The organism is Nostoc flagelliforme FACHB-838 (genome assembly GCF_014698065.1).
GTDB lineage: Bacteria > Cyanobacteriota > Cyanobacteriia > Cyanobacteriales > Nostocaceae > Nostoc > Nostoc flagelliforme_B.
On the sequence record NZ_JACJSI010000091.1, the window covers coordinates 1 to 24,519 of the forward strand.

Here is a 24,519-nt window from a genome sequence, read left to right on the forward strand (position 1 = left end):
TAACCTGGGTATGGAAGTAATGCACGAGCGCAACGCTCACAACTTCCCTCTAGATTTGGCTGCTGGTGACTTTGCTCCTGTAGCTCTAACCGCTCCTGCTATCAACGGTTAATTCTCAAGTCTTAGCTAAATGAGAAAGCGCCCTCTCGCAACGGAGGGCGCTTTCTCATTTGTACAGGTAAAAGATCGGTTAACGTCATACAGTCCAAGTGCCAGAACAAGTACAAAAAACTTTTGCACAAACTCTAGGTAAAATACATAAGCCTAATCCTTTTTCTTTAAGATCATGGGCAACACTTTTGGTCATCTATTTCGCATCACTACTTTTGGCGAATCTCACGGCGGCGGTGTGGGGGTTGTGATTGATGGTTGTCCTCCACAACTAGAAATTTCGGCGGAAGAAATTCAAGTAGAATTAGATAGAAGGCGTCCGGGACAAAGTAAAATTACTACCCCTCGCAAAGAAGCAGATACCTGCGAGATTTTATCAGGGGTATTTGAAGGCAAAACCTTGGGAACGCCTATAGCGATTTTGGTACGCAACAAAGATGCTCGTTCGCAAGATTACGACGAGATGGCCGAGAAGTATCGCCCTTCTCATGCGGATGCAACTTATGATGCAAAATATGGCATTCGCAATTGGCAAGGCGGGGGTAGATCGTCAGCGCGTGAGACAATTGGCAGAGTAGCAGCAGGTGCGATCGCTAAAAAAATTCTCCGTCAAGTTGCCAATGTTGAAGTTATCGCTTACGTCAAACGCATCAAGGACTTGGAAGGTGTAGTTGATCCAAATACCGTCACCTTAGAACAAGTGGAAAGTAATATAGTCCGCTGTCCCGATGCTGAATGTAGCGATCGCATGATTGAATTAATTGAGCAAGTTGGGAGGCAAGGTGATTCTATCGGCGGTGTCGTAGAATGTGTGGCACGTAATGTCCCGAAAGCTTTGGGCGAACCAGTATTTGATAAATTGGAAGCTGATATTGCCAAGGGTGTGATGTCTCTCCCTGCTAGCAAAGGCTTTGAAATTGGTTCCGGTTTTGGGGGGACGCTGTTAACGGGAATTGAGCATAACGACGAGTATTATATTGATGAAAATGGTGAAATTCGCACTGTAACTAACCGTTCTGGTGGTATTCAGGGGGGAATTTCCAACGGCGAAAATATCATTTTACGAGTTGCATTTAAGCCGACGGCAACAATTAGAAAAGAGCAAAAAACAGTAACTCGTGAAGGTGAAGAAACACTATTGGCTGCGAAAGGACGACACGATCCTTGTGTGTTACCGCGTGCAGTTCCGATGGTTGAGGCGATGGTGGCACTAGTGTTATGTGACCATTTGTTACGGCATCATGGACAGTGTAAGGTCTTGTAATTAATAGAGCGATCGCTTTTAAAAGATAGTCTCATATTCCTGACTTTTTAAATAAGTCGGGAATATTGTTATTACTAGCTGTAGCGATCGCACAACAATCGCTCAACGGTGTAAGATGTTTAGTACAGCGTTGCATTAAGCAGAGAAGGGCGATCGTTGATGAGTAAGGCAACGAGCTACGACCAAGACTTTCTTTTGTGGACACAACAACAAGCCGAGTACTTGAAGAAAGGATATTGGGCTGAGTTGGATGTTGAACACTTGGTAGAGGAACTAGAGGCTTTGGGTCGCAGTGAACAGAAAGAACTCGGTAGCTACTTGCAGTTGCTGTTAATGCACTTGCTCAAATGCCAGTATCAACCTGAGCGAAGAACCAAAAGCTGGGATAATACACTGTCAAACTGCCGAGATCAAATTCAAGATTGTTTGGAAGATACTCCCAGTTTGCAGCGTTTTCTTCAAGACCCATTATGGATACAAAAATATTATCGACGCGCTTGTCGTGATGCAGCTAAAGAAACTCAAAAATCTGTTGAAAATTTTCCTACTGAATGCCCATTTATAATTGAGCAGATTCTTGATCCAAGCTTTTTAGCTTAAAATACATTTGGAAATTTGATTTTTCAGGCATTCATCCTATTACCAATTTTTATGCTGTTCTATTTGACGGCACCAATCTCTGTAAGAAATAAACACTCTTTGGAAATCATTTTCAGATGGTAAAATTTCATGATAAGCAACAATATTTCGCAAATCCTCTAGTTGAGCAAATCTATTGTCAACAAAATTAATGTCTCCAATGTAAGGTAGGAATAATTCTTCCTTCTTTCTAATCAATGTAGCCAAATTACCCCAATCAATGCAATAAAGAGGTGAACTACTTCTTCTTGGGGAAACCCACTTATTTTTTATTTCTTTATTTTTAACTCTTTCTACTTTATTTAACATATCTATATTTGTAACTTTTTCCCACCAATTACCTCCAAGTTACTTTGAGAATATTTTTTCAATAAAGTAACAAACAAAATTTTCGTAACAGTGGAAAATTACATATAAGATAGACATTCTATCAGCTACTATTCACCCAATTTAAATACTTCTTTAGTGGTTAGATTTGATTATCTGGGCATTTTAGTGGTTCGTTCATTTAAACCAGTAATTTCCAAAATTCAGCGAGAATTGCTATATATTATGGCATTGCAACTTAATATAAATAATTAAACATGGATTTTATAACAATTTTAGGATTAGCTGCCGCCACAATAACCACAATCTCTTTTTTGCCGCAGATGTTTAAAACGTGGCAAACAAAATCAGCAAAAGATGTTTCTATTGTGACGCTGGTTACATTCATAACTGGTATTTTTTTGTGGTTAATTTATGGAATTTATTTACAATCCTTGCCAATTATTCTTGCTAACGCCGTAACATTGCTTTTTAACTTAATTATTCTATGGCTTAAAATTAAATATAGATAGACAAACTTGCCTCTAAAAAACACCTGTGACATCATCTGTATTTGACTCTGAACGCCTTTTGTTCACTCCCGCCACCCCAGACACCAACGCTATCCCGATAATTTTTGCTTTTCCCAATGAGTACAGCGTAGGTATCACTAGCCTCGGCTATCAGGTAGTTTGGGCAACCTTGGCAATGCGTGATGATGTGCAGGTGAGTCGCCTGTTTACAGATACTCACGAACAACTCCCCAGAACACCGGAAATTGTAGGATTTTCTATTTCGTGGGAACTGGATTATGTAAATATTCTAAATTTGCTGGAATCTTTAGAAATTCCCATTTTGGCAACCTCTCGTGATGATTCTCAGCCGATAATTTTTGGTGGTGGCCCCGTTCTCACTGCTAACCCCGAACCTTTTGCAGATTTTTTTGATGTAATTTTACTGGGGGATGGCGAAACCCTGTTAGGGAATTTTATTGAGGCTTACAAAGAAGTCAGAAATGCCTCAAGACAAACTCAACTCAAAAGACTTGCACAAACTCCAGGAATTTATGTACCCAGTTTGTATGAAGTCGAATATCAGGCAATAGATGGTGCAGTAAAGTCAATTAAACCAATTTCTCCCGAAATTCCCGCAGTCGTGCAAAAGCAGACTTATCGAGGAAATACTCTATCGGCATCAACTGTAGTCACCGAAAAAGCCGCATGGGAAAATATTTACATGGTGGAAGTGGTGAGAAGTTGTCCAGAAATGTGCCGCTTTTGTTTGGCGAGTTATCTTACACTGCCTTTTAGAACAGCCAGTCTTGAAAGTTCATTAATTCCAGCCATTGAAAAAGGTTTAAAAGTCACAAATCGACTAGGATTATTGGGGGCTTCTGTAACTCAGCATCCAGAATTTGAGACTTTGCTAGATTATATTAGTCAACCAAAGTACGATGATGTTCGTCTCAGTATTGCTTCAGTGCGAACCAATACCGTAACAGTCCAGCTAGCAGAAACTTTGGCCAAACGAGACACGCGATCGCTTACTATTGCAGTAGAAAGTGGTTCCGAGAAAATCCGCCAAATCATCAATAAAAAGCTGCATAACGACGAAATTATCCAAGCTGCAATAAACGCTAAAGCTGGCGGATTAAAAAGCTTGAAACTTTACGGAATGGCAGGAATCCCTGGTGAAGAAACAGAGGATTTAGAGCAAACCGTGGCGATGATGCGTAATATCAAAAAAGCTGCGCCGGGATTGCGGTTAACATACGGATGCAGCACCTTTGTACCCAAAGCACACACACCATTTCAATGGTTTGGAGTGAATCGCCACGCAGAAAAGCGGTTGCAGTTTTTGCAAAAACAGTTAAAACCACAGGGGATAGAGTTTCGCCCAGAAAGCTATAATTGGTCAATTATACAGGCTTTGTTATCGAGAGGCGATCGCAGAGTGTCCCAACTCCTGCAACTTACTCGTGACTTTGGCGACTCCTTGGGTAGCTATAAACGTGCTTTCAAACAACTCAAAGGACAAATCCCCGATTTAGATTTCTACGTCCACGCCGAATGGTCAACAGAACAAGTATTACCTTGGAGCCACTTGCAAGGGCCTCTGCCACAGTCTACACTACTAAAGCATTTGGCTGATGCAAAGAGTTATATCAACCCATCCCCCAAGGAACTACAGCCATTGAATTCATAGCTGAAAACTTGATGCAAAACACAGCCGAGTATTACTGCGCCTATTGTGGCGAACCGAACTTAACTTTTATTGACTTAAGTGCTGGAGGACAACAATCTTATGTTGAAGATTGTCAAGTTTGCTGTAACCCAAATATTTTATATGTGCGGGTTGATGAAGATACCCTAGATATCGAGATTGATACAGAATCCGAAAGTTGAATTTTAGGTTTTTCTTTCCATGCTGCACTTTAAACATTCCTCAGTAATTAATGCCCCACCAGAAGTAGTTTGGAAATTTCACGAAAGGGCAGATATTTTGCAACTGCTGAATCCACCTTGGCAGCCAGTCCAAGTGGTTCGTCGTGAGGGGGGGTTGAACGTGGGCGCTATCACAGAATTTCGCCTGTTTCTCGGCCCATTACCCTTAACTTGGTTAGCGCGTCATACTGAATGTGAAAAATATCGCCTGTTTACCGACGAACAGATATCTGGCCCCTTTGAGTCTTGGATACATCGACATGAATTTGAACCGGAAGCTGGCAAAACTAGGTTGACTGATGCTATCTCTTTCTCTATGCCTGGTGGAGGTACAGTTGAGTTTGTCAGTGGTTGGTTAGTGCAAGTGCAACTAGAAGCTATGTTTCGTTATCGCCACTATGTAACGAAACGAGAATGTGAATCACAATAGCACAATGTGCTGGTAGAAAAAATTAATTATCCTGACTCTTCAACCCTTGTCTCGCAAATAAAAGAGCCGTTGCTTTGCCAATGCCTTTAAAAGCACCTGCAATCAGTACCGTAGTAGCCATACTTGAAGTTTGAAAAACCTCTTTACTGTTTATTACTTTGGGTAATAACACTTTAGAAACCTTCTAACTTTCGTTAGATTTTTTATCATATCCAAAATACTTTTTGACTGAAAGTACAAGTCTTCTTGAGCAGTTGTTTGGTAAAAATACCTCTGCTCTATAGTCTAATAAAATCTATCATCGAACTTTTGTTAGATAAGTATTTCCTAAACTTCCTTAAAATCTCATTCTTTAGAGTTGCTTCTACTTTGAAACTATAGACAGATAGCACCAAACAGGTAAGTTAAGTAATATGAACAAAGTAATTAGCTTCTTAAGGAAATTTAACAATGGCACTTTATCCTAGTGATAAAACTGAAACTGCATACAATGGCAAAGACCGCAATGCTGGTGATCTTGGAATAACTCCTCAGTCTGAGCTTTGGAACGGTCGCTTGGCTATGATTGGTTTTCTAGCTTACCTACTTTGGGATCTCAATGGTTATAGCGTAGTGCGGGACGTACTTCACCTCATTTCCTAAACTCCTTGCGTATTGGCGGTCTTTTTTGCAGGCTTGGGACTTTCAAAGTATCAAGGCACTGGTTATATTAAACACTAAACTGTCCAGTGCCATTACTCATACAATCCAGCCTTCCAACCAAAAACAGTTTTTAAAATACAGTTGCTTGTGCAATACTAGTTAAAGTATCTTAATATTTCTACATATAATTAGAGCATTGGCGTTGTCGAGTGTAAAAAATTGACTACTAACAGAGTTTATCGGTTAGTTGTTTTTGTCATGACTATATTTTTGAAATTTTTACCTGAATACTAGGCAAAGTAAAAGCGTGATCCAGTTAGAAGAACCATCCAGTCATCAAACAAAGCTGACTCCAGTAGTGAAAGGAAAATCGGAGTTTAAGGGGCTTTTCATTGCTATTGTCATTGTTACTACATGGGTAATTAGCCTGAGTTTATTACTTTCTCTTGATATCTCCAAGCTAAAATTTTGGATGTTATTACCTGTTATACTTTGGCAAACATTTTTATATACGGGATTATTTATTACATCTCATGATGCCATGCATGGGGTAGTATTTCCTAAGAATCCCAAGATCAATCATTTTATTGGAACATTGACCCTATCTCTTTATGGTCTTTTACCATATCAAAAACTATTGAAAAAACATTGGTTACACCACCATAATCCAGCAAGTAAAATAGACCCAGATTTTCATAATGGAAAACACCAAAATTTATTTGCTTGGTATTTTCATTTTATGAAAGGTTACTGGAGTTGGGGACAAATCATTGCCTTGACTAGTATTTATAACTTTTCTAAATACATACTCCATATACCAAGTGATAATTTAACTTACTTTTGGGTGCTACCCTCGCTTTTAAGTTCGTTACAATTATTCTATTTTGGTACTTTTTTACCCCATAGTGAACCAATAGGGGGTTATGTTCAACCTCATCGTGCCCAAACAATTAGTCGTCCTATTTGGTGGTCATTTATCACATGCTATCATTTTGGCTACCACGAAGAACATCACGAATATCCCAATGTTTGTTGGTGGCAGTTACCAGAAATTTACAAAGCAAAATAGTTGTTGTTTATTTAAATATCATAGCAACAAGAATTACCCGATAATCTATATAGTTTGAGCAAGTCATTCTTTTAGATTATCCTGCTTATGCCAATTAATAATTCTCGTATTGTCACCTACAGCCCTGCTTATACAATCGTTCCTACTTACGAGTGCTTTAATCGCTGTAGTTACTGCAACTTTCGTAGCGAACCGGGTAAAAGTCCCTGGATGAGTATTTCAGATGCAGAAAGTATTTTAAAGCCACTTCAAAGCGAAAGAATCTGTGAAATCCTCATCCTCAGTGGTGAAGTGCATCCCCATTCGCCAAGGCGTCAAGCGTGGTTTAAGCGCATTTATGATTTGTCCGAATTAGCGTTCTCAATGGGATTTTTACCGCATACCAATGCAGGCCTCCTGAGTTTTGAGGAAATGCAAAAGCTTAAGCGTGTAAATATTTCGATGGGGCTGATGTTGGAACAGTTAACGCCAACATTGTTAAATAGTGTACATCGGCACGCACCGAGTAAATTACCAGAAGTTCGTTTACAACAATTGCAACGGGCGGGAGAGTTACAGATTCCCTTTACAACTGGGTTGCTGTTGGGAATTGGGGAAACTGTAAATGATGGGTGGGAAACCTTAGAAGCTATATCTGATTTGCACCAACGTTACCATCATATTCAAGAAGTTATCCTGCAACCTCATAGTCCTGGACATCAGCAAACTTTTGATGCACCACCTTTTAACCCTCATCAATTACCAGAAGTAATTGCTAAAGCTCGTCAGATTTTACCGTCAGATATTACTATTCAAATTCCGCCGAATTTAGTTAAAGATGACTGCTGGTTACTCGCTTGTATCGAAGCTGGTGCGCGAGACTTAGGTGGAATTGGGCCAAAAGATGAAGTAAATCCTGATTATCCTCATGTTCAGGAACAGGCATTAAGAGAAATTTTACAACCTGCGGGGTGGGAATTGGTACCCCGTTTGCCAGTTTATCCGCAATTTGATGGCTGGTTGTCGGGAGAATTACAAACAGCAGTGAAGCGTTGGCGAAAAACTTTAACACCAGTTTCTCTTGTGTAAGAAGAGGGAAGTAGAGATTTTCCCATCTCGTAGTAGTTTTTTTGCTCACGAGTGTTTGAGGTGCGTTCATCCACTTTTGAACTCCGTTAACGAGTCTTTGAACTGGATTAATTCACCTTTGAACTCCGTTAACGAGTCTTTGAACTGGATGAATCCACCTTTTATCTCCGTTAACGAGTATTTGAACTGGATGAATCCACCTTTTATCTCCGTTAACGAGTCTTTGAACTGGATGAATCCACCTTTTATCTCCGTTAACGAGTCTTTGAACTGGATTAATCCACCTTTTATCTCCGTTAACGAGTCTTTGAACTGGATGAATCCACCTTTTATCTCCGTTAACGAGTCTTTGAACTGGATGAATCCACCTTTTATCTCGGTTAATGAGTCTTTGAACTGGATGAATCCACCTTAATTCTCTATAATCTCGATTATTATGAGCATCATTGCTATATTTTTTACCTATGCCTAATAATGATGACTTACTCGCAAACCTCTACAACGCCTTTAATCCGTTTGAACCCTTACCCGCAGGTGATCCAAAATATGTAGATTGTCAGGATGTGCGGGGAGATGCCGATATTTTGCAAGAGTTGGGAAATCGGATGCAACGATCAAATACAAATACTTGCCAATTGTATTCTGGTCATCGGGGTGCAGGGAAGTCTACAGAATTACTCAGGTTAAAAAAGTATTTAGAAAATCGGAAATTTTATGTGGTCTATTTTGCGGCTGATGAAGAAGATATCGATTCTGAAGATGCCCAATATACAGATATTCTCCTCGCCTGTACCCGCCGTTTGCTCAAAGATTTAAAAGAAATTGCCAGTCCTCGCCCCATACTCAACTGGTTAAAAAGTCGTTGGGTAGATTTAAAAGATTTGGCGCTGACTCCCCTAGAGTTTGAGAGTCTGGAAGTAGAAGCCCAAGTTGCTCAATTCGCCAAGTTGACCGCAAATTTAAGGGCTGTTCCTGAATTACGCCAGAAGATTCGCCAAAAAATTGATCCTTACACTGTCACTTTAATTGAGGTGTTAAATGAATTTCTAGCGGATGCAAAAAAGAACTTACCTACGGGTAAAACTCAACTGGCGGTAATTGTCGATAATTTAGACCGGATGGTGTTAGTCAAAGACGGAGATCGCACCAACTATGAGGAAGTCTTTTTAGACCGCAGCGAACAACTCCAAGCTTTAGATTGCCATTTGATTTACACTGTCCCCATTTCAATGGCCTATTCTACAAGGGCAACAGACCTCAGAGATATCTACGGCGATCCCCAAATTTTGCCGATGATTATGGTAAACACTCTCAAGGGGGAAGTTTACCAGCCAGGACTCAAGAAAGTTAAAGAAGTAATTAACAAGCGAGTCCGGCAAATTGCACCAGAGCTATCACTAGAAACAGAAATTTTCGAAAGTCCCCAAACCTTAGACAGACTTTGTTTAATGAGTGGAGGTCATGTGAGGAATTTGCTATTGTTAACTCAAGATGCCATTGGACGCACTGAAGAATTACCAGTTTCAGAAAACGCGGTGCGACGAGCAATTACTCAAGCCAGAGATACTTATCGCCGCGCTGTGGAAAATCATCAATGGTGTCTGTTAGCGGAAGTATCTTGTTCTAAGCGCATTATTAATGATGACTTGTATCGGAGTTTGATGTATAATCGCTGTCTTTTAGAATACCGCTATTTGGATGATGATGGAGAAATGCAGCGTTGGTATGATATTCATCCATTGATTCAAGGAATTCCAGAATTTAAAGAAGCCGTAGCGAAACTTTCATGAACCCAAATTTAAGTGATTGGGATGATGATTTACCCCCAGAACCAAAAGAAGCTTATCAAGACTTGCTTCGCGCACTGAAGCGAAAATCAGGATTTGGTTTGTTTTTTGTCCAATGTACACCTGGGGAAGCAGAGAAGTTTATTGTCAAACTTCCCCAGGAGATTCCCCAGAAGAAGATTGCAGTTTTGCGCTTTGTTGAGGCGATTGATAATTTATATCAGCCCGTAGCAGAGTTTATTAAAGACAAGCAAATTGATATTTTATTAATTAAGGGTCTGGAATATTCTTTATACAAGTATGAAAAAAGAAGTTTTGGGGAAATTACAGAAGGACAATTTAGCAATTTAACCAGTGTTCCGCATATCTTAAATCACTTAAACCAACAGCGAGAACGCTTTAGAGATGATTTTCCTATTAGCTTTGTTTTTCTTTTGCGTTCATTTTCGATAAATTACTTTATTCATCGCGCTCCAGATTTTTTTGATTGGCGTTCTGGGGTGTTTGAATTACCCACAACGCCAGATGTGGTAGAACAAGAATCAAATCGTCTGCTGTTGGAAGGAGACTATGCTAAATATTTGAAACTCACCCATCAACAAAAAATTGAGAGAGTTATAGAATTTCAAGACTTGTTGAAAGAAAAACATCAGACAGATAATCGTAAGGTCAATTTATTATTTGAACTCGGAAATTTATTATCTGCTACTAAGGAATATGAAGCAGCGATCGCATCCTACGAGCAAGCACTAAAATTGAAACCAGATTACCACCAAGCTTGGTACAATCGTGGCATTGCACTAGATGATTTAGGACGCTTTGAAGAAGCGATCGCATCCTACAACCAAGCACTGAAATTTAAACCTGATTACCATGAAGTTTTGAACAATCGGGGCAATGTGCTAGGTAATTTAGGACGTAATGAAGAAGCGATCGCATCCTACGACCAAGCATTGAAATTTAAACCTGATTACCACGATACTTGGTACAATCGAGGCATAGCGCTAGGCAATCTAGGACGCTTTGAAGAAGCGATCACATCCTACGACCAAGCACTGAAATTTAAACCTGATTACCACGATACTTGGTACAATCGGGGCAAGGCACTACGCAAATTAGGACGCTTTGAAGAAGCGATCGCATCCTGCGACCAAGCACTAAAATTTAAATCAGATGACCACGAAGCTTGGTACAATAAAAGTTGCTATTATGCTCTCCAAGGTAATATTGAGCAGGCACTAGAAAACCTACAAAAAGCAATTAATCGGAATTGTGAAGAATGTTGTAAATGGGCAAGAACTGACTCAGACTTTGATAGTATCCGGGGAAATGAGCGGTTTAAAGCTTTAATTCAATAACCTCTAGAAAGACTAAATTAATGTAGAGGTTAAGGTAGTGATCGCCTTCACACTTTCCCTGAAAATATTCACTGAAATTAAAAACGATCATCTTTATAAAAATCATGTCACAACTTAAAATTGATTATCCAGAAACTTTACCAGATGCCTTGCAGCAAACGCGAGAACAGTTTGAACAAGAAGCAAAAATGGCGATGGCAGTTAAACTATTTGAAATGAAACGGATTTCTTCTGGTTTAGCTGCACAGTTAGCAGGTATAGATAGGGTAAATTTTTTACTTAATTTACACCGTTATGGTGTAGCAATGATTGATTTAACAGAAGAGGAACTTATATCTGATTTAGCGAATGCTTGAAACTAATATAATTGTTATCAACACAGTACCACTTATTTCTATAATAGCGGCAATAGGTGATTTAAGAATACTTCAATCTTTGTATGCTCAGGTTTTAGTTCCCTTTGAAGTTTGTCAAGAAATACTTGCTGGAGGTGCAAGCGGATTTGCAGTAAATGAATTTGAGGATGCCGATTGGCTACAAAAATCACAAGCACCCTTAAATAATATTTCTCCATTCTTACTTAATTCTTTAGATTTAGGAGAAGCTTCTGTTATCCAACTTGCGCTCAACGAAAATATCCAGACTGTTTGCATTGATGAATCTGCTGGTAGACGAGTTGCTAGGTTAAGCGGTCTTTCTGTTACAGGTACTATCGGTATTTTGTTGCGCGCACACCGAGAAGGATACCCGATTAATATTAAACAAGCAATTGACAGAATGATTGCCCGTGGAATTAGGCTAAGTGAAACTATTATCAATTTTGCGCTTCAACAAACTGGTGAAATAGATCCTTAAATTTTGTTCTGAGGCAGCGCGTGTCGTTACCATTGCTCGATTTGTGAGTTACTACCACCAAAATAGCGTCAAATAAATACCCACTGTGAACAAATTCACAATGCATCCCTCAAAGGAGATAGATAGGAGCTTAAACCCTGTTGTAAAATAGACATATAAGGATTCGGGGGGCCATTTAACTGGTCATAAACGCCTATAGAAACTATTTATGGAAATCTCCAAGGTCTGAAATCCAGCCAACTGAAGCAATTACAGAGGCTGTATCACCAGCGTATACCGGGCGATCGCATCACCACGTCCGAGTTTTCCCAGCGTCTGGCAGCAATTAGCACAGAAATCAATCAGCCTGTGTGCGCCTACGTCAACCGTCGCGGACAAGTGATTCGCATCGGGGTAGGCACACCGCGTCAAACACAAATACCACCAATGGAATTGCCCCGTTACGGTGCAGAACGACTCAGTGGTATTCGTTGTATTGCCACCCATCTCAAGCCAGAACCGCCCAATGAAGCGGCGCTCACAGCGATGGCACTGCAACGCTTAGATGCTCTAGTTGTACTAAATATTACCGGAACGGGATTCACGCGGCGAGGAGGCGGCGCGACTGGGTATGTGAAAGAAGCTTATCTAGCTCATCTCGCACCCCAAGACTCTCGCACCCTGATTCCTAGTCCTGCTGCTGTCAAGGTAGAGGAAAGCCAACTCGGTTTTGCTCACAATCAACAAATCCAATCCCCAAGTTGGAATATATCGCCACCTCTGAGCTTGGATGATCTGGCAGACCAGGATTTAGTAGACTTGGTAGAAAATCTTGAGGCAGAATTCCAACGCGAATTTATCGCCCAGGAAGTAGATTCTGACAACGATCGCGTGCTAATTGTGGGGCTGATGACTAGTGAAATAACTCCCCTACAATTCCAGGACACTCTAATGGAATTAGCACGTTTAGTTGATACTGCTGGGGGAGATGTATTACAGACAATACAACAAAAGCGATCGCGCGTTCATCCCCAAACGGTAGTTGGCGAAGGGAAAGTGCAAGAAATTGCCCTAACTGCCCAAACTCTAGGAGTCAACCTCGTTGTCTTCAACCGCGACCTCTCACCCTCCCAAGTCCGCAACTTAGAAATGCAAATTGGTATCCGGGTAGTTGATCGTACTGAAGTAATTTTGGATATCTTTGCTCAACGCGCTCAGTCCCGTGCCGGTAAGTTGCAAGTAGAACTAGCACAGTTAGAATATATGCAACCGCGACTCGCTGGTAGAGGTCGCACCATGTCCCGATTGGGTGGTGGTATTGGGACTCGTGGCCCTGGTGAAACCAAACTGGAAACTGAACGCCGTGCAATTGGGCAGCGCATATCCCGACTGCAAAAAGAAGTGAACCAGTTGCAGGCTCATCGTTCCCGGTTACGGCAGCGACGACAGCATCGAGAAGTTCCCTCAGTAGCTTTGGTTGGATATACTAACGCTGGCAAGTCCACTTTGCTGAATGCTCTCACGAATGCAGAAGTTTATACAGCCGACCAGTTATTTGCCACTCTCGATCCCACCACGCGCCGCTTGGCGATTCCTTATGGCGAAACAAATGAACATCAGGAAATTCTGATTACAGATACAGTAGGGTTTATACACGAACTGCCTGCATCCTTAATGGATGCCTTCCGCGCCACCTTGGAGGAAGTCACAGAAGCCGATGCCCTACTACATTTAGTGGATTTATCTCACCCTGCTTGGTTACGTCATATTCGCTCAGTCAGAGAAATCTTGGCACAAATGCCAATAACTCCTGGCCCAGCGCTAGTTGTTTTTAACAAGATTGATCAAGCCAATAGTGAGACACTTGCTCTAGCTAGAGAAGAATTCCCTCTAGCGGTGTTTATTTCTGCGAGTCAACGCTTGGGATTAGAAACGTTGCGCCAGCGTCTTGCCAAGCTAATTGAATACGCAGTTGACTCTCGGTAAATACTGTTATTTAAATAAGTTTTAATTTTAACTAACCCCAGTATTAATACTGGGTTTTTTTACTATATAAAGCCAAAAATAAAGTCTTTTTGAACTAAGGCTGGTATTATAGACAACTTCTAGTTGAATCTTTAGAGTAGTAAAAGGCTGTCACTGGATGCATCTGATTTTACATGGATAGCAAACAGCAAAATTCCCATGATTAGCAACTGAATTTTACTATTTTGTTTTGCAAACATTGATTAACATGAAACATCCATTTTTCACGGCAGCAATACCTTCCTTCTTAGCTGCTACTGCTGTTGTGATATCATCTTCTATTTTTGCCCCTGCTAACGCCGCTTCGATGAGTTTCACTATCAATGACTTCACTGGTGCGGATACTCAGGTGAAGTTTACCTTGGATGACGCAATCGCAGGGTCTGGCAAAGTTCAGTTTAAGGTAGATTATTTATCCACTAGCAGCAACACAATTGCTGATATCCGTGGTGTTTTCTTCAACATTGTTGACGACTCACTCCTTAAAGGTCTCCAAGTAGTAGGTAAAGATGTAACAGCTAGCAAATTTGGCCCTGCTGGAACAGTTAACTCTGTAGGCGACAGTAACAACAATCTTAACGGCAATGGTAAGGAGTACAACTTCTTTGATGCTGGGGTAGAAATTGGTCAAGAAGGTATAGGTCAAGGAAAAGGCGACATTCAATCGACGACCTTTACCCTATCGCACAATTCAATAGCTTTAACTTTAGCTCAGTTTTCTCAGCAAAGCTTTGGAGTGCGCTTAATGAGTGTCGGTTCTGCAACCAAACGTGAAGACAGTAGCAAACTCAAAGGACAAGCACCTTATTACACACCCCCACCACCACCACCTCAAAAAGTACCTGAGCCTACTACAGTAGCTGCCCTTGGTCTATTTGCTTTGGGTGCGCTGAGAGTAGCGAAGAAAAAGCCTTTAGCATCAGCTTCAATTACAGTTGCCTAGAAGTTCCAATGGGAGACACCAGATGTATCCCCTCGTGGATCGGGTGTGTCTCCCTTAATCTTATTAAATTTACTTATTAATCAGGTATTAAAGCATCACACTGGTTTATATAAATTTAGTCAGCCACTTTTGAAGAGCAAATCAAAACGGGATAAGCAGCTACAACCACTGGCAAAGTTCTAAAATTAGAAGCATGAAATCAATTTGAGGACTTTATGGCTGCAAAAGTAGAAATTTACACTTGGAGAACTTGCCCGTTTTGTATCCGCGCCAAAAGTTTGCTGAAAAGTAAAGGTGTTGAATTTACAGAATACAGCATTGACGGAGATGAAGCAGCCAGAAATAAAATGGCTCAAAGAGCAAATGGACGGCGCTCTTTACCGCAAATTTTCATTAATGATGACCATATTGGTGGTTGTGATGACATCCACGCTTTAGATAGTCAAGGCAAGCTGGATGAGCTACTAACTTCCGTGTAAACTTAGAAGATATTGCGATCGCTAGCAACAAGCGACTACAACTCTGTTTACAAATTTTTTTCTCGTAAAAGTATCTGTCCACAAGACTTTACCCTCCAGTTTCTACTCAGCAGTACATATATACGTCAATTGGTGAGAGCATCAAGAGATAATAATTGAATAACCATTTAATTTCTTGGTGATTGAGGTATAAAGGGTGAAACTGGCTTTTATCATTGATCCCATCCATCTGCTTGACCCGTGTCATGATACCAGCATTGCCCTAATCGAAGCAGCGCAAATCCTGGGACACGAAGTTTGGGTGACTCAGGCAAACCTGCTGAGTGTGGTGGAGGGCAAAGCTTGGGCTGTGCTACAGCGAGTCGAACTTGTACCAGTGCAGTTGGTAGACAGACGGTGGGTAGCGGCGAATCCTTGGTATAAGTTGAGCGATTCCTCCTTAACTCCTTTAGAGACAATGGATGCCGTATTTATGCGGACAGATCCACCTGTCAATGATTCGTACCTCTATGCCACCTATATTCTGGATTACATTGACCAAAATAAAACCCTGGTAATTAATAGTCCTAGTGGCATCCGAGGGGCAAATGAAAAAATGTACGCTCTCCAGTTTACCAAAGCGATTCCAGAAACGATTGTCAGTGCTGATAAGCAGTTTATCCGGCAATTTGTCGAAGCAAAGGGGGCAGCAGTTCTCAAACCACTGGGTAATAAAGCTGGCGAAGGTATTTTGTTTTTGCAACCAGGCGATCGCAATTTTAACTCCATTGTTGAACTCAGTACCCTCCAAGGTCGAGTGCCAGTAATGGTACAAACCTATTTACCGGAGGCAAAAGAAGGAGATAAGCGAATTATCTTGCTTAATGGCGAACCAATTGGTGCGCTCAATCGACTCTCTAGTGGAACTGATTTTCGCAATAATATGGCAACTGGTGGCACAGTTGCCCAAACCGAAATTACTCTAAGAGAATATGAAATCTGTACTTTAGTAGCCGAACGCTTACGCCAAGATGGCTTAATTTTTGTGGGTATAGATGTTATCGGTGGCTATTTAACTGAAGTTAACGTCACTAGCCCTACCGGAATTCGTGAGATTGACCGACTAGACGGTACTCAGCTTGGTCATCAGGTTATTGAATGGATTGAACAAACCCTAAAAATCAAAAAATAGTCTACGTTAGACATCTGGTGAAATTAATTCTGCGTTAACTGAAACTCTTGTAGAGAAGCGAAATTAGACTAAGCTACGCTAACGCGTCTATGCGCCCTTTTTCCTCAGATGTCTATTTATATTTTTGATTTTTAGTGTTTTATTTCCCAGAAAACAGGCTTCCTTCGGACACTTGCGTGAGCGAGTTCGTTACGCAATTTGCTTTGAGTCAATATATTTACTTTTAGCAAATATAAGTTTAATGGATTGCGAGGAGTAGATGTAGCGATGTCTACGACAGACTACTCTACGCATCCGTAGTTGGGCAGGTCTTCCTATTTTTTGTGACAAAATCATAGCTGGACATACAATCCAGTAGACTTCCTGCCCAAATTCATTCCATAAAGTAGTATTGACGAATTTTTTACCAATTGGCAAAATTGGGGATGGCAAGATCTTGCTTACCCCCACCCTTAGTAAAACCCTAGTTGAACTAGCAGATTTTATACAGCTTTCAGCCTGACCTGAGACTGCTAAGTAAATCTAAAACCTCGAATCCAAAATCTTTTAATTTCTTGGTGTTCGTCGGTTTCTGAGAAAATCAGGTATATCTAATCCAGGTTTTTCTTTTGGTTCTGGAGTTGGAGCTGGAGCTGGATTTGGACTTGGAGCTGGGGTTGGGGGATTAACGGCGGGTTGCTGTGTTGTTGGCCGTTTTGGAGTATTAGGTGTTACCCGAACGTTAGCTACACTTTGTTGTTGCACAGCTTGCACTTCACCTGTAAACCCGGTGGCAATTACAGTAATTCTTACCTCACCTTGGAGTCTGTCATCAATTACGGCCCCGAAAATAATATTAGCGTTGGGATCAACTACTTCATAGATTGCTTCTGCGGCAGCATTCACTTCATGCAAAGTGAGGTCAGTGCCACCAGTAATATTAAAGACAACCCCTCTAGCACCTTCAATAGAACATTCTAGTAATGGTGAAGAAATAGCTGCGATCGCAGCTTCTCTAGCTCTAGATTTTCCAGAGCTAACGCCAATTCCCATTAACGCCGATCCCGCATCTGCCATCACAGCTCGGACATCAGCAAAGTCAACGTTTACCAAACCAGGGATCGTGATGATATCAGAAATACCTTGCACCCCTTGACGCAGCACATCATCTGCATAGCGAAAAGCTTCTTGCACAGGTGTTTGTTCGGGGATCACTTCCAGCAATTTGTTGTTGGGGATAATGATCAGTGTATCTACTCTACTTTTTAGTCCTTGAATACCTTCTTCCGCTTGGCTGGTGCGGCGACGACCCTCAAAGACAAACGGACGTGTAACCACACCAACAGTAAGAGCGCCCATTTCTTTTGCCACTTCTGCCACAATTGGAGCTGCACCCGTCCCAGTACCACCCCCCATACCAGCAGTGATAAATACTAAGTCTGCTCCCTCTAAAGCCGTAGCAATTTCGTCCCGTGATTCCTCAGCTGCCTTTTGGCCAATGGCAGGATTACCACCTGCTCCTAAACCCCGTGTTAGCTTTTGTCCAATTTGCAATCGACTAGGAGCGCCAGCTAAGGTAAGAGCTTGAGCATCAGTGTTAATTGACCAAAACTCTACCCCAGAGACATCAGATTCGATCATGCGGTTGACAGCATTGCCACCACCACCACCGACACCAATCACTTTGATGTTGGCGACCCGGCCAGGAACAATCTCACCAATTCGGCTATTTTCAGGAGAAATCTTCTTATTATCGTGATTTTGTCCGAAGTTCAACCCAGAATTATTAAAGGGATTGGTCGAGTTAACTGCCAGAGAGAACCCTGGCTGTCCCGTAGATTGGGAATTTTTATAGTTAAGTCCTTGGTTATTATCAAGTGTCATTGGATTTGTGAAAGGGTAGATAAACGACTTTTTCAGGTGTTATTCACCTCAGAGTCAACTTTAGTTTGACAGTGCCACAATACTATGGCATTGTTCTTTATTGTTTTCACTACTGCCAAGCCTAACAGAATTGGCAGTCCGAAAATTTGCTATGGGATAAGCTTTTAAAGCAACCGATCGCACAGCCAATTCTACAGAAGTATACCTATATTTATCTAAAACTGACCTGTATAACTTCAACCAGACATTAATCTCTTCATTATTCTCAACTAAGGGCATAACTACTAAAGACACACTACAGCGCATCTTCTCTGCCTCAATAATAATATTGTTAATAGGTTTCACCATTGTGGTTGATTGCAACTTTAGACACAAAATTTACCTTTTACCTACTTATGCTTAAGGCTAAAGTAAGCAAGAATTTACTTGTTAGACTATACTTGATTAATTTGTTACTTGGGGAGCCTTAATAGACACTTTATTAGAGCAATACTCTATCCTACGAAAACCCTCACTAGTACGATCAAAAAATCAAGATTTCCTAAGAGGTTTTGTCACCCAATAGAATTACAAAACAGAGTACTCTAAACTTATTGCCCAGAAGCAATACTTACGCAATTTCGGACGGTATTTTATATTACAGACTCAACTTCAGCATACTGTCTTTGGAAGCCTCCTCAACAGACCAAAGCCAAGAGTATTTTTAGCTCTGCACTTCGATGGCGGCGTAAACCGTTCTCATTAGTGCCCTCTGCTGACAAGTTTGATCTTAATGACAAACTCAAGCATTCTTCTCTTTTGGGCATTGGGTTTACTGAAAGAATATATGGGCAGAAGGCGTTTTGCACGCCATAGACCATCATTCAGATTGTCCAACATTTTGCACCCTAATATTAAATGTTAGGGTAACAATTGAGGGTCTTTTACTTGCAATGGAGATTTTATGATTGATCCTCTCATTTTAATTAAAAGTTTAATGCCGATGTTCGTGCAGTTTACTAGAAAACTGAAAATTATAAATGTATTTATCAGCATAAAGCTTCTTAATTTACTAGGAGCTATCAATAAATTAAACACATTAGATATTTTTAGGGATTTTGGGAGTTGGTTTGTGATCTTTTTGGTTCATTTGTACTAATGGAAATTCGGGGTTTTTCAGATCAATATACTCTATTTGACCGGAATTGAACTTTGTTGCTAAATGGCGCATTTGGTCGAGTACCTTAATTTGTTCAGCTAACTGAGAGCCTGGAACGCCAAGATGCACATTTCCTATTTCTGTTTTCAAAATTAAATTCGTTGGGTTTTGGCAATCAATTTCCATCACTTTTACGGGACTTTGGCTGACAGCCTGATGAAGTTGAGTCCAGTAGAGGCAGTATTGTGTTGGTGAGCCAATTACTCTGAGATTGGGTAATTTCTTAGTGGGATTGAGTGATGTGTATTTTTCTAAAGGCATCCAGGCCCCACTTGCATCTAATAAGCCGATTGTAACTTTTTTGTTGCCAAGTGTTTGAGTCACCGCTACCGGTACGCGTTCTTGAATTTCGATAATTAATCCAGGAGGAAACAGGCGGCGTCTGACGATCGCTTGAGCGATCGTTGGTTGTTTCTTCAAAGACTTAGCGATCGCCGACGGTTCAATCCGCCACAAAGACTGGGGGTAAGACAGCACCAACAGTGACTGAGTTGTTTGCTCCGACAGTGATTTATTACCTGATTTCATCATTATTTGTTTGGGAGTCTTTAGCATCCACACTGGTTGGACTGCAACCCACAACAATCCACTCGCGAAACCAGTAATAGCAAAAGTTCGCCAAATAGCCTGAATAATTCTCATCTGCCGCTGACGACGTAATTTCTGACGACGTTGGGCTAGATTTGTGCGGGAAACTGATATTATGCCAGCCATTCAAACCCCTTTGTGATTACAATCTAAATTCCTTGACGCGCTTGTATCATTATTCATTTCAGTAAACACTGTTGGCATCTATTAGTCTCTCTCCTCAAGACTTTTTTTATTTTTAGTAACACTTTACAGTAAGTACACAAGGATTCTGGCGCTAGTCATCATTCCGATTAAAGTTTCCGGTGTCCATTCTTAACTTACTGTTGTCTTTTCGACAAGGGATCGTCAAACATCTTGTCTCTAAAGATTACAAAAGGTTAATTTAGATATTTATAATTTTGCTACCTTGACAAAGAAAAGATGAAATGATAAGCAAATACAATTAAGTCTCTGTATAGATTGCTATAATTAATACCAGTCTTTATCATTAGCAATCCAAACTGGGAACTATAAGATGTAGTAGCTTTTTTACTAATTAACTCAGCTATAAAGGGTTGTGCTAGGTCAAACAAAAGCTACAGATTATCAAAAACTCAATAGCAGGTGTAAAAAGGACAGATATGCTTAAGGTTACTAGGGTCAACTAAATCTCTACCATACTAGTGACAGCGATCTGTAACAAGTGCTGTCTTTTGCAAGATACTACCAACTTGCGAAGTAATTGTGCGCCTACATCTAGGCTAGAGATTTTTGGTATAAAAAATACAAGTTAACTGCATCTACACACATCTACACACACATCAACATACACCTCTAGATACATGAAAACGACATTAAATTTGTCACGTTTTTATAAAGCATGTAATCCAAGCTACACGCTTAATATAAGTAACGTGCTAGATCGCCAGTATTACATAGATTTTGCTGATGTTCGTGGTTGCAAGATTGTCGAAGAATTGCAGCGGACTATCATTCGGATTTCTCCTGATGAGCCAACCTGCCAATTATTTACAGGTCACATTGGCTGCGGGAAGTCAACGGAATTGCAACGCCTTAAGACAGAACTAGAATTGGCGGGATTTCATGTAGTTTACTTTGAGTCGAGTCAAGACTTAGATATGGCGGATATTGATATCAGCGATATTTTGCTGAGTGTAGCCCGTCAAGTCAGTGCCAGTTTAGAAGGTATTAGCATCAAACTCAAACCTGGTTACTTTACCAATTTATTTAAAGAAGTAGGCGATTTTTTGCAAAGCCCCATAGAGCTTTCTGGACAAGCAGAGTTGTCGTTGGGTATTGCCAAAATTACCGCTAAAACCAAAGATAGCACCCAGATGCGGAATCAACTAAGGCAATATCTGGAACCACGTACCAATAGTATTTTGCAAGCGATTAACGAAGAAATTTTAGAAAAGGCTGTTGAACAGCTAAAGCTACGAGGTCAAAAAGGACTGGTAGTGATTGTAGATAATTTGGATCGAGTCGATATGCGTCCCTTAGCATCGGGGCGATCGCAACCCGAATATCTTTTCATCGACCGAGGCGAACAACTACGCCGACTCAAATGCCACCTAGTTTACACAATTCCCCTAACGTTAATTTTCTCCAATGAGTACGAGACACTGAAAAACCGCCTGGGGGGAGGAATTGCACCAAAAGTATTACCGATGGTATTAGTGCGCCAAAGAGATGGTACTGACTACGAACCAGGGATGTCACTAGTGCGCCAGTTAGTCTTAGCAACAGCTTTTCCAGAAGTTCCTTTGAATGAAAGGCTTTTCTTAATTACAGAATTATTCGATCACTCCCAAACTTTGGATCGTATATGTCGCGTTAGTGGTGGTCACATTCGTAATTTATTAGGTTTACTTTATAGCTGCCTGCAACGACAAGATCCGCCTTTTTCTAGGGACTGTTTAGAAGCCGTGATTAAAGACTACCGCGACGATCTGCTATTAGCTATTGATGAATCCCAGTGGGAATTATTGTTTGAAGTAGTGCAGCAGCAGAGAGTTAAAGGTGAGTCTGACTACCAAAGCTTACTAAGAAGTATGTATCTGTTTGAATATCGTGATCCTGTGGGGCGATGGTTTGGCATCAGTCCAGCCTTAGCAGAAACAGAAAAAGTTTTAGGTTGGCAACAAAACAAGTAACAGTGCTGGGTGAGTCATTAGTCGTTAGTCCTTCGCCCTTTCCTATTGGACTAATAACTAATGCCCAATTCCCCATTCCCTATTCCCCATTCCCAATAACCAATGACTACTGACAAGCAGCTACAAGTCTACACAAAAGAAAATCAGCATACCTTGCAAAGACTGATTAGAGCGATCGCACTTTCTGAAGGTCAATTTGCCCTGATTTTAGTTCGATGTAATTATGGGCGATTACGTGAGCAAATGTTAGAGAATATTCGCTCTATCACCAAAGATATCTATATCAGAGAAATCGTTCTAAATCCATCAACTACTTCTTTACACAACACAATAGTATCAGAACTATCTTTAGATAATCCTGCCGTCCTTACAGATTCTTTGCCATCGGCTGTAATGGTTTTTGGTATTGAGTCAACTAACGACCTAGAAAACTTACTTACAGGCATTAATCAAGCACGAGATATCTATGCCGCGACTTTTCCATTTCCAGTGGTATTGTGGCTACAAGATGAAGTGGCATCATTGCTATCAAGGTTAGCACCTGATTTTAAAAGCTGGGCTGCAACCACGATTAAATTTGAAATGGACAAAGCAGATTTAATTGCTTTGATCCATCAAGAGGCAGAATCTCTATTTGCCAAAGTTTTAGAAGCAGGTGCTGAAACATTTTTATCTAATGCCTTTTTAGATTTAGATCCTAAATCTCAACACCACCACGAGATAGAATCAGCCCGTAATGATTTGGTGCGACTGTATAGCGTTCAATTAACACCAGGATTAGAAGCTAGTTTAGAATTTGTGTTGGGGCGAGATAAATACGCCAACGATCAAATTAATGCTGCTTTAGCTAATTATCAAAGAAGCCTAGCTTTATGGCAGCAGGAAGCAAGGAGAGTAACAGATTGGGAGAATCATTCTTCTTTCCCCGTCTCATCTCCTCATTCTACTGTTCCCTCGTCGTTACTTAAGCAAGCAATAGTACTATTCCACTTGGGGCTTTGCTATCACCGAATGGCAGACTTATACCAGAATAATATTAGCTATTGCGAACATGCTTTGTCGTGGTTTAAGCAATGCTTGGAACTATTGGAGGAGGCACAAAGAGAAGACTTAGTTGCTAAATTCATTCTCCCTACTTGTGAAATGCTGCAACGCTTACAACTCTGGGATGAATTAAAAGAATTAGCTCAAAAGTCATTATATGTACATAAAATTTATGGAACTCCCACACAAATCGCTCAAAATTATGGTTTTTTGGCAAATGTAGCGGCTTATGAGTCGAATTGGATACTGGCTCATGAATTAGCGAATACAGCACTTTCTATCTCCGAAGAAGTAACACAAGTTTCTCTGCGAGATGCTTTGCAAAGACGACGGCAAGAAAGTTGGTATCTTCTGTTGCTAGCACGTACACAGCGTCATTTGGGTGAGTGTGAAGAAGCTATTAATAACTTGGAATGGGCGAGAGTAGTTTGTGAATTACAACATCAGCCATTACTGTATTTAGAGATTTTAGAGGAACTGCGATCGCTTTACTTTTTTGAGCGTCATGACTATACTGAAGCCTTTAAGCTGAAGCAAGAAAAGATTAAAAGAGAACATCAGTATGGCTTTCGTGCCTTCATCGGGGCAAGTCAATTGCAGCCACAACGCCCCAGAATTAACCCAGTACTGGAACCTCACAAAATACCGTTTATTACTGAAGAGATTGCTCAAGAAATATCTGCTTCGGGACGGCAACAAGATGTCAATCGCTTAATTGAAAGAATTGCCCGTACTGACTACAAACTAACAGTAATTTATGGTCCATCAGGTGTAGGTAAAAGTTCAATTCTCAAAGCTGGCTTAGTTCCAGCGCTCAAGGGAAAAGTTATTGGTGAACGCATTCCTATACCGATTTTTATATCTGTTTATACCGATTGGATAACAATCTTAATCAGCAGTATAAATCAAGTTTTGGCATACACAGGAATATCAGTTAATCTTGACTCTACACCCACTATACTGCTAGAAAAGATTCGGTTAGCATCGCAGGGTTAGCGCGTCTCAAACCCTATTGACAGTGGGATTCTAGGAGAGGATTGAATTTGGGAGAGATGCGGCTAACACAGAAAGCATATACTGATCATTCATAGCGGCTCGCC

Annotated in this window: 25 protein-coding genes and 1 pseudogene; 21 read left to right on the plus strand and 5 right to left on the minus strand. The window is 40.8% G+C overall.

Features of this window, described 5'->3' with window-relative positions; all coding sequences use genetic code 11:
* The 3 genes from H6G97_RS28350 to H6G97_RS28360 form a co-directional block, all read left to right on the plus strand.
* Positions 1 to 112, plus strand: a 112-nt coding sequence (locus H6G97_RS28350) for a photosystem II protein D1 (RefSeq protein ID WP_190943892.1), incomplete at its 5' end; no start/stop codon positions are given.
* A gap of 174 nt (positions 113 to 286) precedes the next feature.
* Positions 287 to 1,375 carry a chorismate synthase gene (gene aroC / locus H6G97_RS28355; protein ID WP_190943893.1) on the plus strand — a complete coding sequence of 363 codons (1,089 nt, stop codon included), beginning with the start codon at positions 287 to 289 and terminating at the stop codon, positions 1,373 to 1,375.
* A gap of 159 nt (positions 1,376 to 1,534) precedes the next feature.
* The gene (locus tag H6G97_RS28360) at positions 1,535 to 1,975 is read left to right on the plus strand and encodes a DUF29 domain-containing protein (protein WP_190943894.1); all 441 of its coding nucleotides are present in this window, start codon (positions 1,535 to 1,537) and stop codon (positions 1,973 to 1,975) included.
* Between the two features lie 39 nt (positions 1,976 to 2,014).
* On the opposite strand, the gene H6G97_RS28365 is transcribed toward H6G97_RS28360, so the two are convergent.
* The gene (locus H6G97_RS28365; protein WP_190943895.1) at positions 2,015 to 2,323 is read right to left on the minus strand and encodes a hypothetical protein; all 309 of its coding nucleotides are present in this window, start codon (positions 2,321 to 2,323) and stop codon (positions 2,015 to 2,017) included.
* A 275-nt stretch (positions 2,324 to 2,598) separates the two neighbouring features.
* Here H6G97_RS28365 and H6G97_RS28370 point away from each other — a divergent pair, with 275 nt between their 5' ends.
* The 4 genes from H6G97_RS28370 to H6G97_RS28385 are packed head-to-tail and all read left to right on the plus strand — an operon-like array spanning position 2,599 to position 5,194.
* Entirely contained in the window at positions 2,599 to 2,853 is a 255-nt protein-coding gene (locus tag H6G97_RS28370; RefSeq protein WP_190943896.1) for a SemiSWEET transporter, read from the plus strand.
* Between the two features lie 25 nt (positions 2,854 to 2,878).
* Positions 2,879 to 4,525 carry a radical SAM protein gene (locus tag H6G97_RS28375; protein WP_190943897.1) on the plus strand — a complete coding sequence of 549 codons (1,647 nt, stop codon included), beginning with the start codon at positions 2,879 to 2,881 and terminating at the stop codon, positions 4,523 to 4,525.
* Between the two features lie 11 nt (positions 4,526 to 4,536).
* Positions 4,537 to 4,725: a CPXCG motif-containing cysteine-rich protein gene (locus H6G97_RS28380; protein WP_012411100.1), complete on the plus strand. Its 189-nt coding sequence runs from the start codon at positions 4,537 to 4,539 to the stop codon at positions 4,723 to 4,725.
* A 19-nt stretch (positions 4,726 to 4,744) separates the two neighbouring features.
* Complete coding sequence (locus H6G97_RS28385; RefSeq protein WP_190943898.1) at positions 4,745 to 5,194, plus strand: SRPBCC family protein; 450 nt, start codon at positions 4,745 to 4,747, stop codon at positions 5,192 to 5,194.
* A gap of 22 nt (positions 5,195 to 5,216) precedes the next feature.
* Here H6G97_RS28385 and H6G97_RS52975 read toward each other — a convergent pair whose 3' ends face one another.
* Positions 5,217 to 5,366, minus strand: a complete 150-nt coding sequence (locus H6G97_RS52975; protein WP_242055332.1) for a hypothetical protein — start codon at positions 5,364 to 5,366, stop codon at positions 5,217 to 5,219.
* A 278-nt stretch (positions 5,367 to 5,644) separates the two neighbouring features.
* Between H6G97_RS52975 and H6G97_RS28390 the strand changes: the two genes are divergently transcribed.
* The 12 genes from H6G97_RS28390 (at position 5,645) to gshB (ending at position 16,570) form a co-directional block, all read left to right on the plus strand.
* On the plus strand, positions 5,645 to 5,836 hold the full coding sequence (locus H6G97_RS28390; RefSeq protein WP_190943899.1) for a chlorophyll a/b-binding protein: 192 nt from the start codon (positions 5,645 to 5,647) through the stop codon (positions 5,834 to 5,836).
* A gap of 307 nt (positions 5,837 to 6,143) precedes the next feature.
* The gene (gene crtW, locus H6G97_RS28395) at positions 6,144 to 6,905 is read left to right on the plus strand and encodes a beta-carotene ketolase CrtW (protein WP_190943900.1); all 762 of its coding nucleotides are present in this window, start codon (positions 6,144 to 6,146) and stop codon (positions 6,903 to 6,905) included.
* 87 nt (positions 6,906 to 6,992) lie between these two features.
* Positions 6,993 to 7,973: a 7,8-didemethyl-8-hydroxy-5-deazariboflavin synthase subunit CofG gene (gene cofG, locus H6G97_RS28400; RefSeq protein ID WP_190943901.1), complete on the plus strand. Its 981-nt coding sequence runs from the start codon at positions 6,993 to 6,995 to the stop codon at positions 7,971 to 7,973.
* Between the two features lie 97 nt (positions 7,974 to 8,070).
* Entirely contained in the window at positions 8,071 to 8,388 is a 318-nt protein-coding gene (locus H6G97_RS28405; protein WP_190943902.1) for a hypothetical protein, read from the plus strand.
* A 49-nt stretch (positions 8,389 to 8,437) separates the two neighbouring features.
* Complete coding sequence (locus tag H6G97_RS28410) at positions 8,438 to 9,763, plus strand: ATP-binding protein (protein WP_190943903.1); 1,326 nt, start codon at positions 8,438 to 8,440, stop codon at positions 9,761 to 9,763.
* A complete protein-coding gene (locus tag H6G97_RS28415; RefSeq protein WP_190943904.1) occupies positions 9,760 to 11,118 on the plus strand; it encodes a tetratricopeptide repeat protein in 1,359 nt (452 codons plus the stop codon). Before H6G97_RS28410 ends, H6G97_RS28415 begins: the two co-directional genes overlap by 4 nt.
* A gap of 101 nt (positions 11,119 to 11,219) precedes the next feature.
* Positions 11,220 to 11,474, plus strand: coding sequence for a UPF0175 family protein (locus H6G97_RS28420; protein WP_190943911.1), 255 nt, complete (start codon positions 11,220 to 11,222; stop codon positions 11,472 to 11,474).
* Positions 11,467 to 11,973, plus strand: a complete 507-nt coding sequence (locus H6G97_RS28425) for a PIN domain-containing protein (protein WP_190943905.1) — start codon at positions 11,467 to 11,469, stop codon at positions 11,971 to 11,973. Before H6G97_RS28420 ends, H6G97_RS28425 begins: the two co-directional genes overlap by 8 nt.
* 195 nt (positions 11,974 to 12,168) lie before the next feature.
* Positions 12,169 to 13,938 carry a GTPase HflX gene (hflX, locus tag H6G97_RS28430; protein WP_190943912.1) on the plus strand — a complete coding sequence of 590 codons (1,770 nt, stop codon included), beginning with the start codon at positions 12,169 to 12,171 and terminating at the stop codon, positions 13,936 to 13,938.
* A 247-nt stretch (positions 13,939 to 14,185) separates the two neighbouring features.
* A complete protein-coding gene (locus H6G97_RS28435; RefSeq protein WP_190943906.1) occupies positions 14,186 to 14,920 on the plus strand; it encodes a PEP-CTERM sorting domain-containing protein in 735 nt (244 codons plus the stop codon).
* Between the two features lie 215 nt (positions 14,921 to 15,135).
* On the plus strand, positions 15,136 to 15,399 hold the full coding sequence (gene grxC, locus H6G97_RS28440) for a glutaredoxin 3 (protein WP_114086110.1): 264 nt from the start codon (positions 15,136 to 15,138) through the stop codon (positions 15,397 to 15,399).
* Positions 15,400 to 15,595: 196 nt separating this feature from the next.
* Positions 15,596 to 16,570: a glutathione synthase gene (gene gshB / locus H6G97_RS28445; protein ID WP_190943907.1), complete on the plus strand. Its 975-nt coding sequence runs from the start codon at positions 15,596 to 15,598 to the stop codon at positions 16,568 to 16,570.
* Between the two features lie 546 nt (positions 16,571 to 17,116).
* Here gshB and ftsZ read toward each other — a convergent pair.
* From ftsZ to H6G97_RS28460, 3 genes are all read right to left on the minus strand, one after another.
* A complete protein-coding gene (gene ftsZ, locus H6G97_RS28450) occupies positions 17,117 to 18,433 on the minus strand; it encodes a cell division protein FtsZ (protein ID WP_190943908.1) in 1,317 nt (438 codons plus the stop codon).
* Positions 18,434 to 18,493: 60 nt separating this feature from the next.
* Positions 18,494 to 18,781: a hypothetical protein gene (locus H6G97_RS28455; RefSeq protein ID WP_242055335.1), complete on the minus strand. Its 288-nt coding sequence runs from the start codon at positions 18,779 to 18,781 to the stop codon at positions 18,494 to 18,496.
* A gap of 730 nt (positions 18,782 to 19,511) precedes the next feature.
* Entirely contained in the window at positions 19,512 to 20,345 is an 834-nt protein-coding gene (locus H6G97_RS28460) for a cell division protein FtsQ/DivIB (protein ID WP_190943909.1), read from the minus strand.
* Positions 20,346 to 21,043: 698 nt separating this feature from the next.
* Here H6G97_RS28460 and H6G97_RS28465 point away from each other — a divergent pair.
* Positions 21,044 to 22,375: a P-loop NTPase fold protein gene (locus H6G97_RS28465; RefSeq protein WP_190943910.1), complete on the plus strand. Its 1,332-nt coding sequence runs from the start codon at positions 21,044 to 21,046 to the stop codon at positions 22,373 to 22,375.
* A 102-nt stretch (positions 22,376 to 22,477) separates the two neighbouring features.
* A pseudogene (locus H6G97_RS28470) lies at positions 22,478 to 24,409 on the plus strand (tetratricopeptide repeat protein); the annotation flags it as partial.
* Between the last annotated feature and the right edge of the window lie 110 nt (positions 24,410 to 24,519).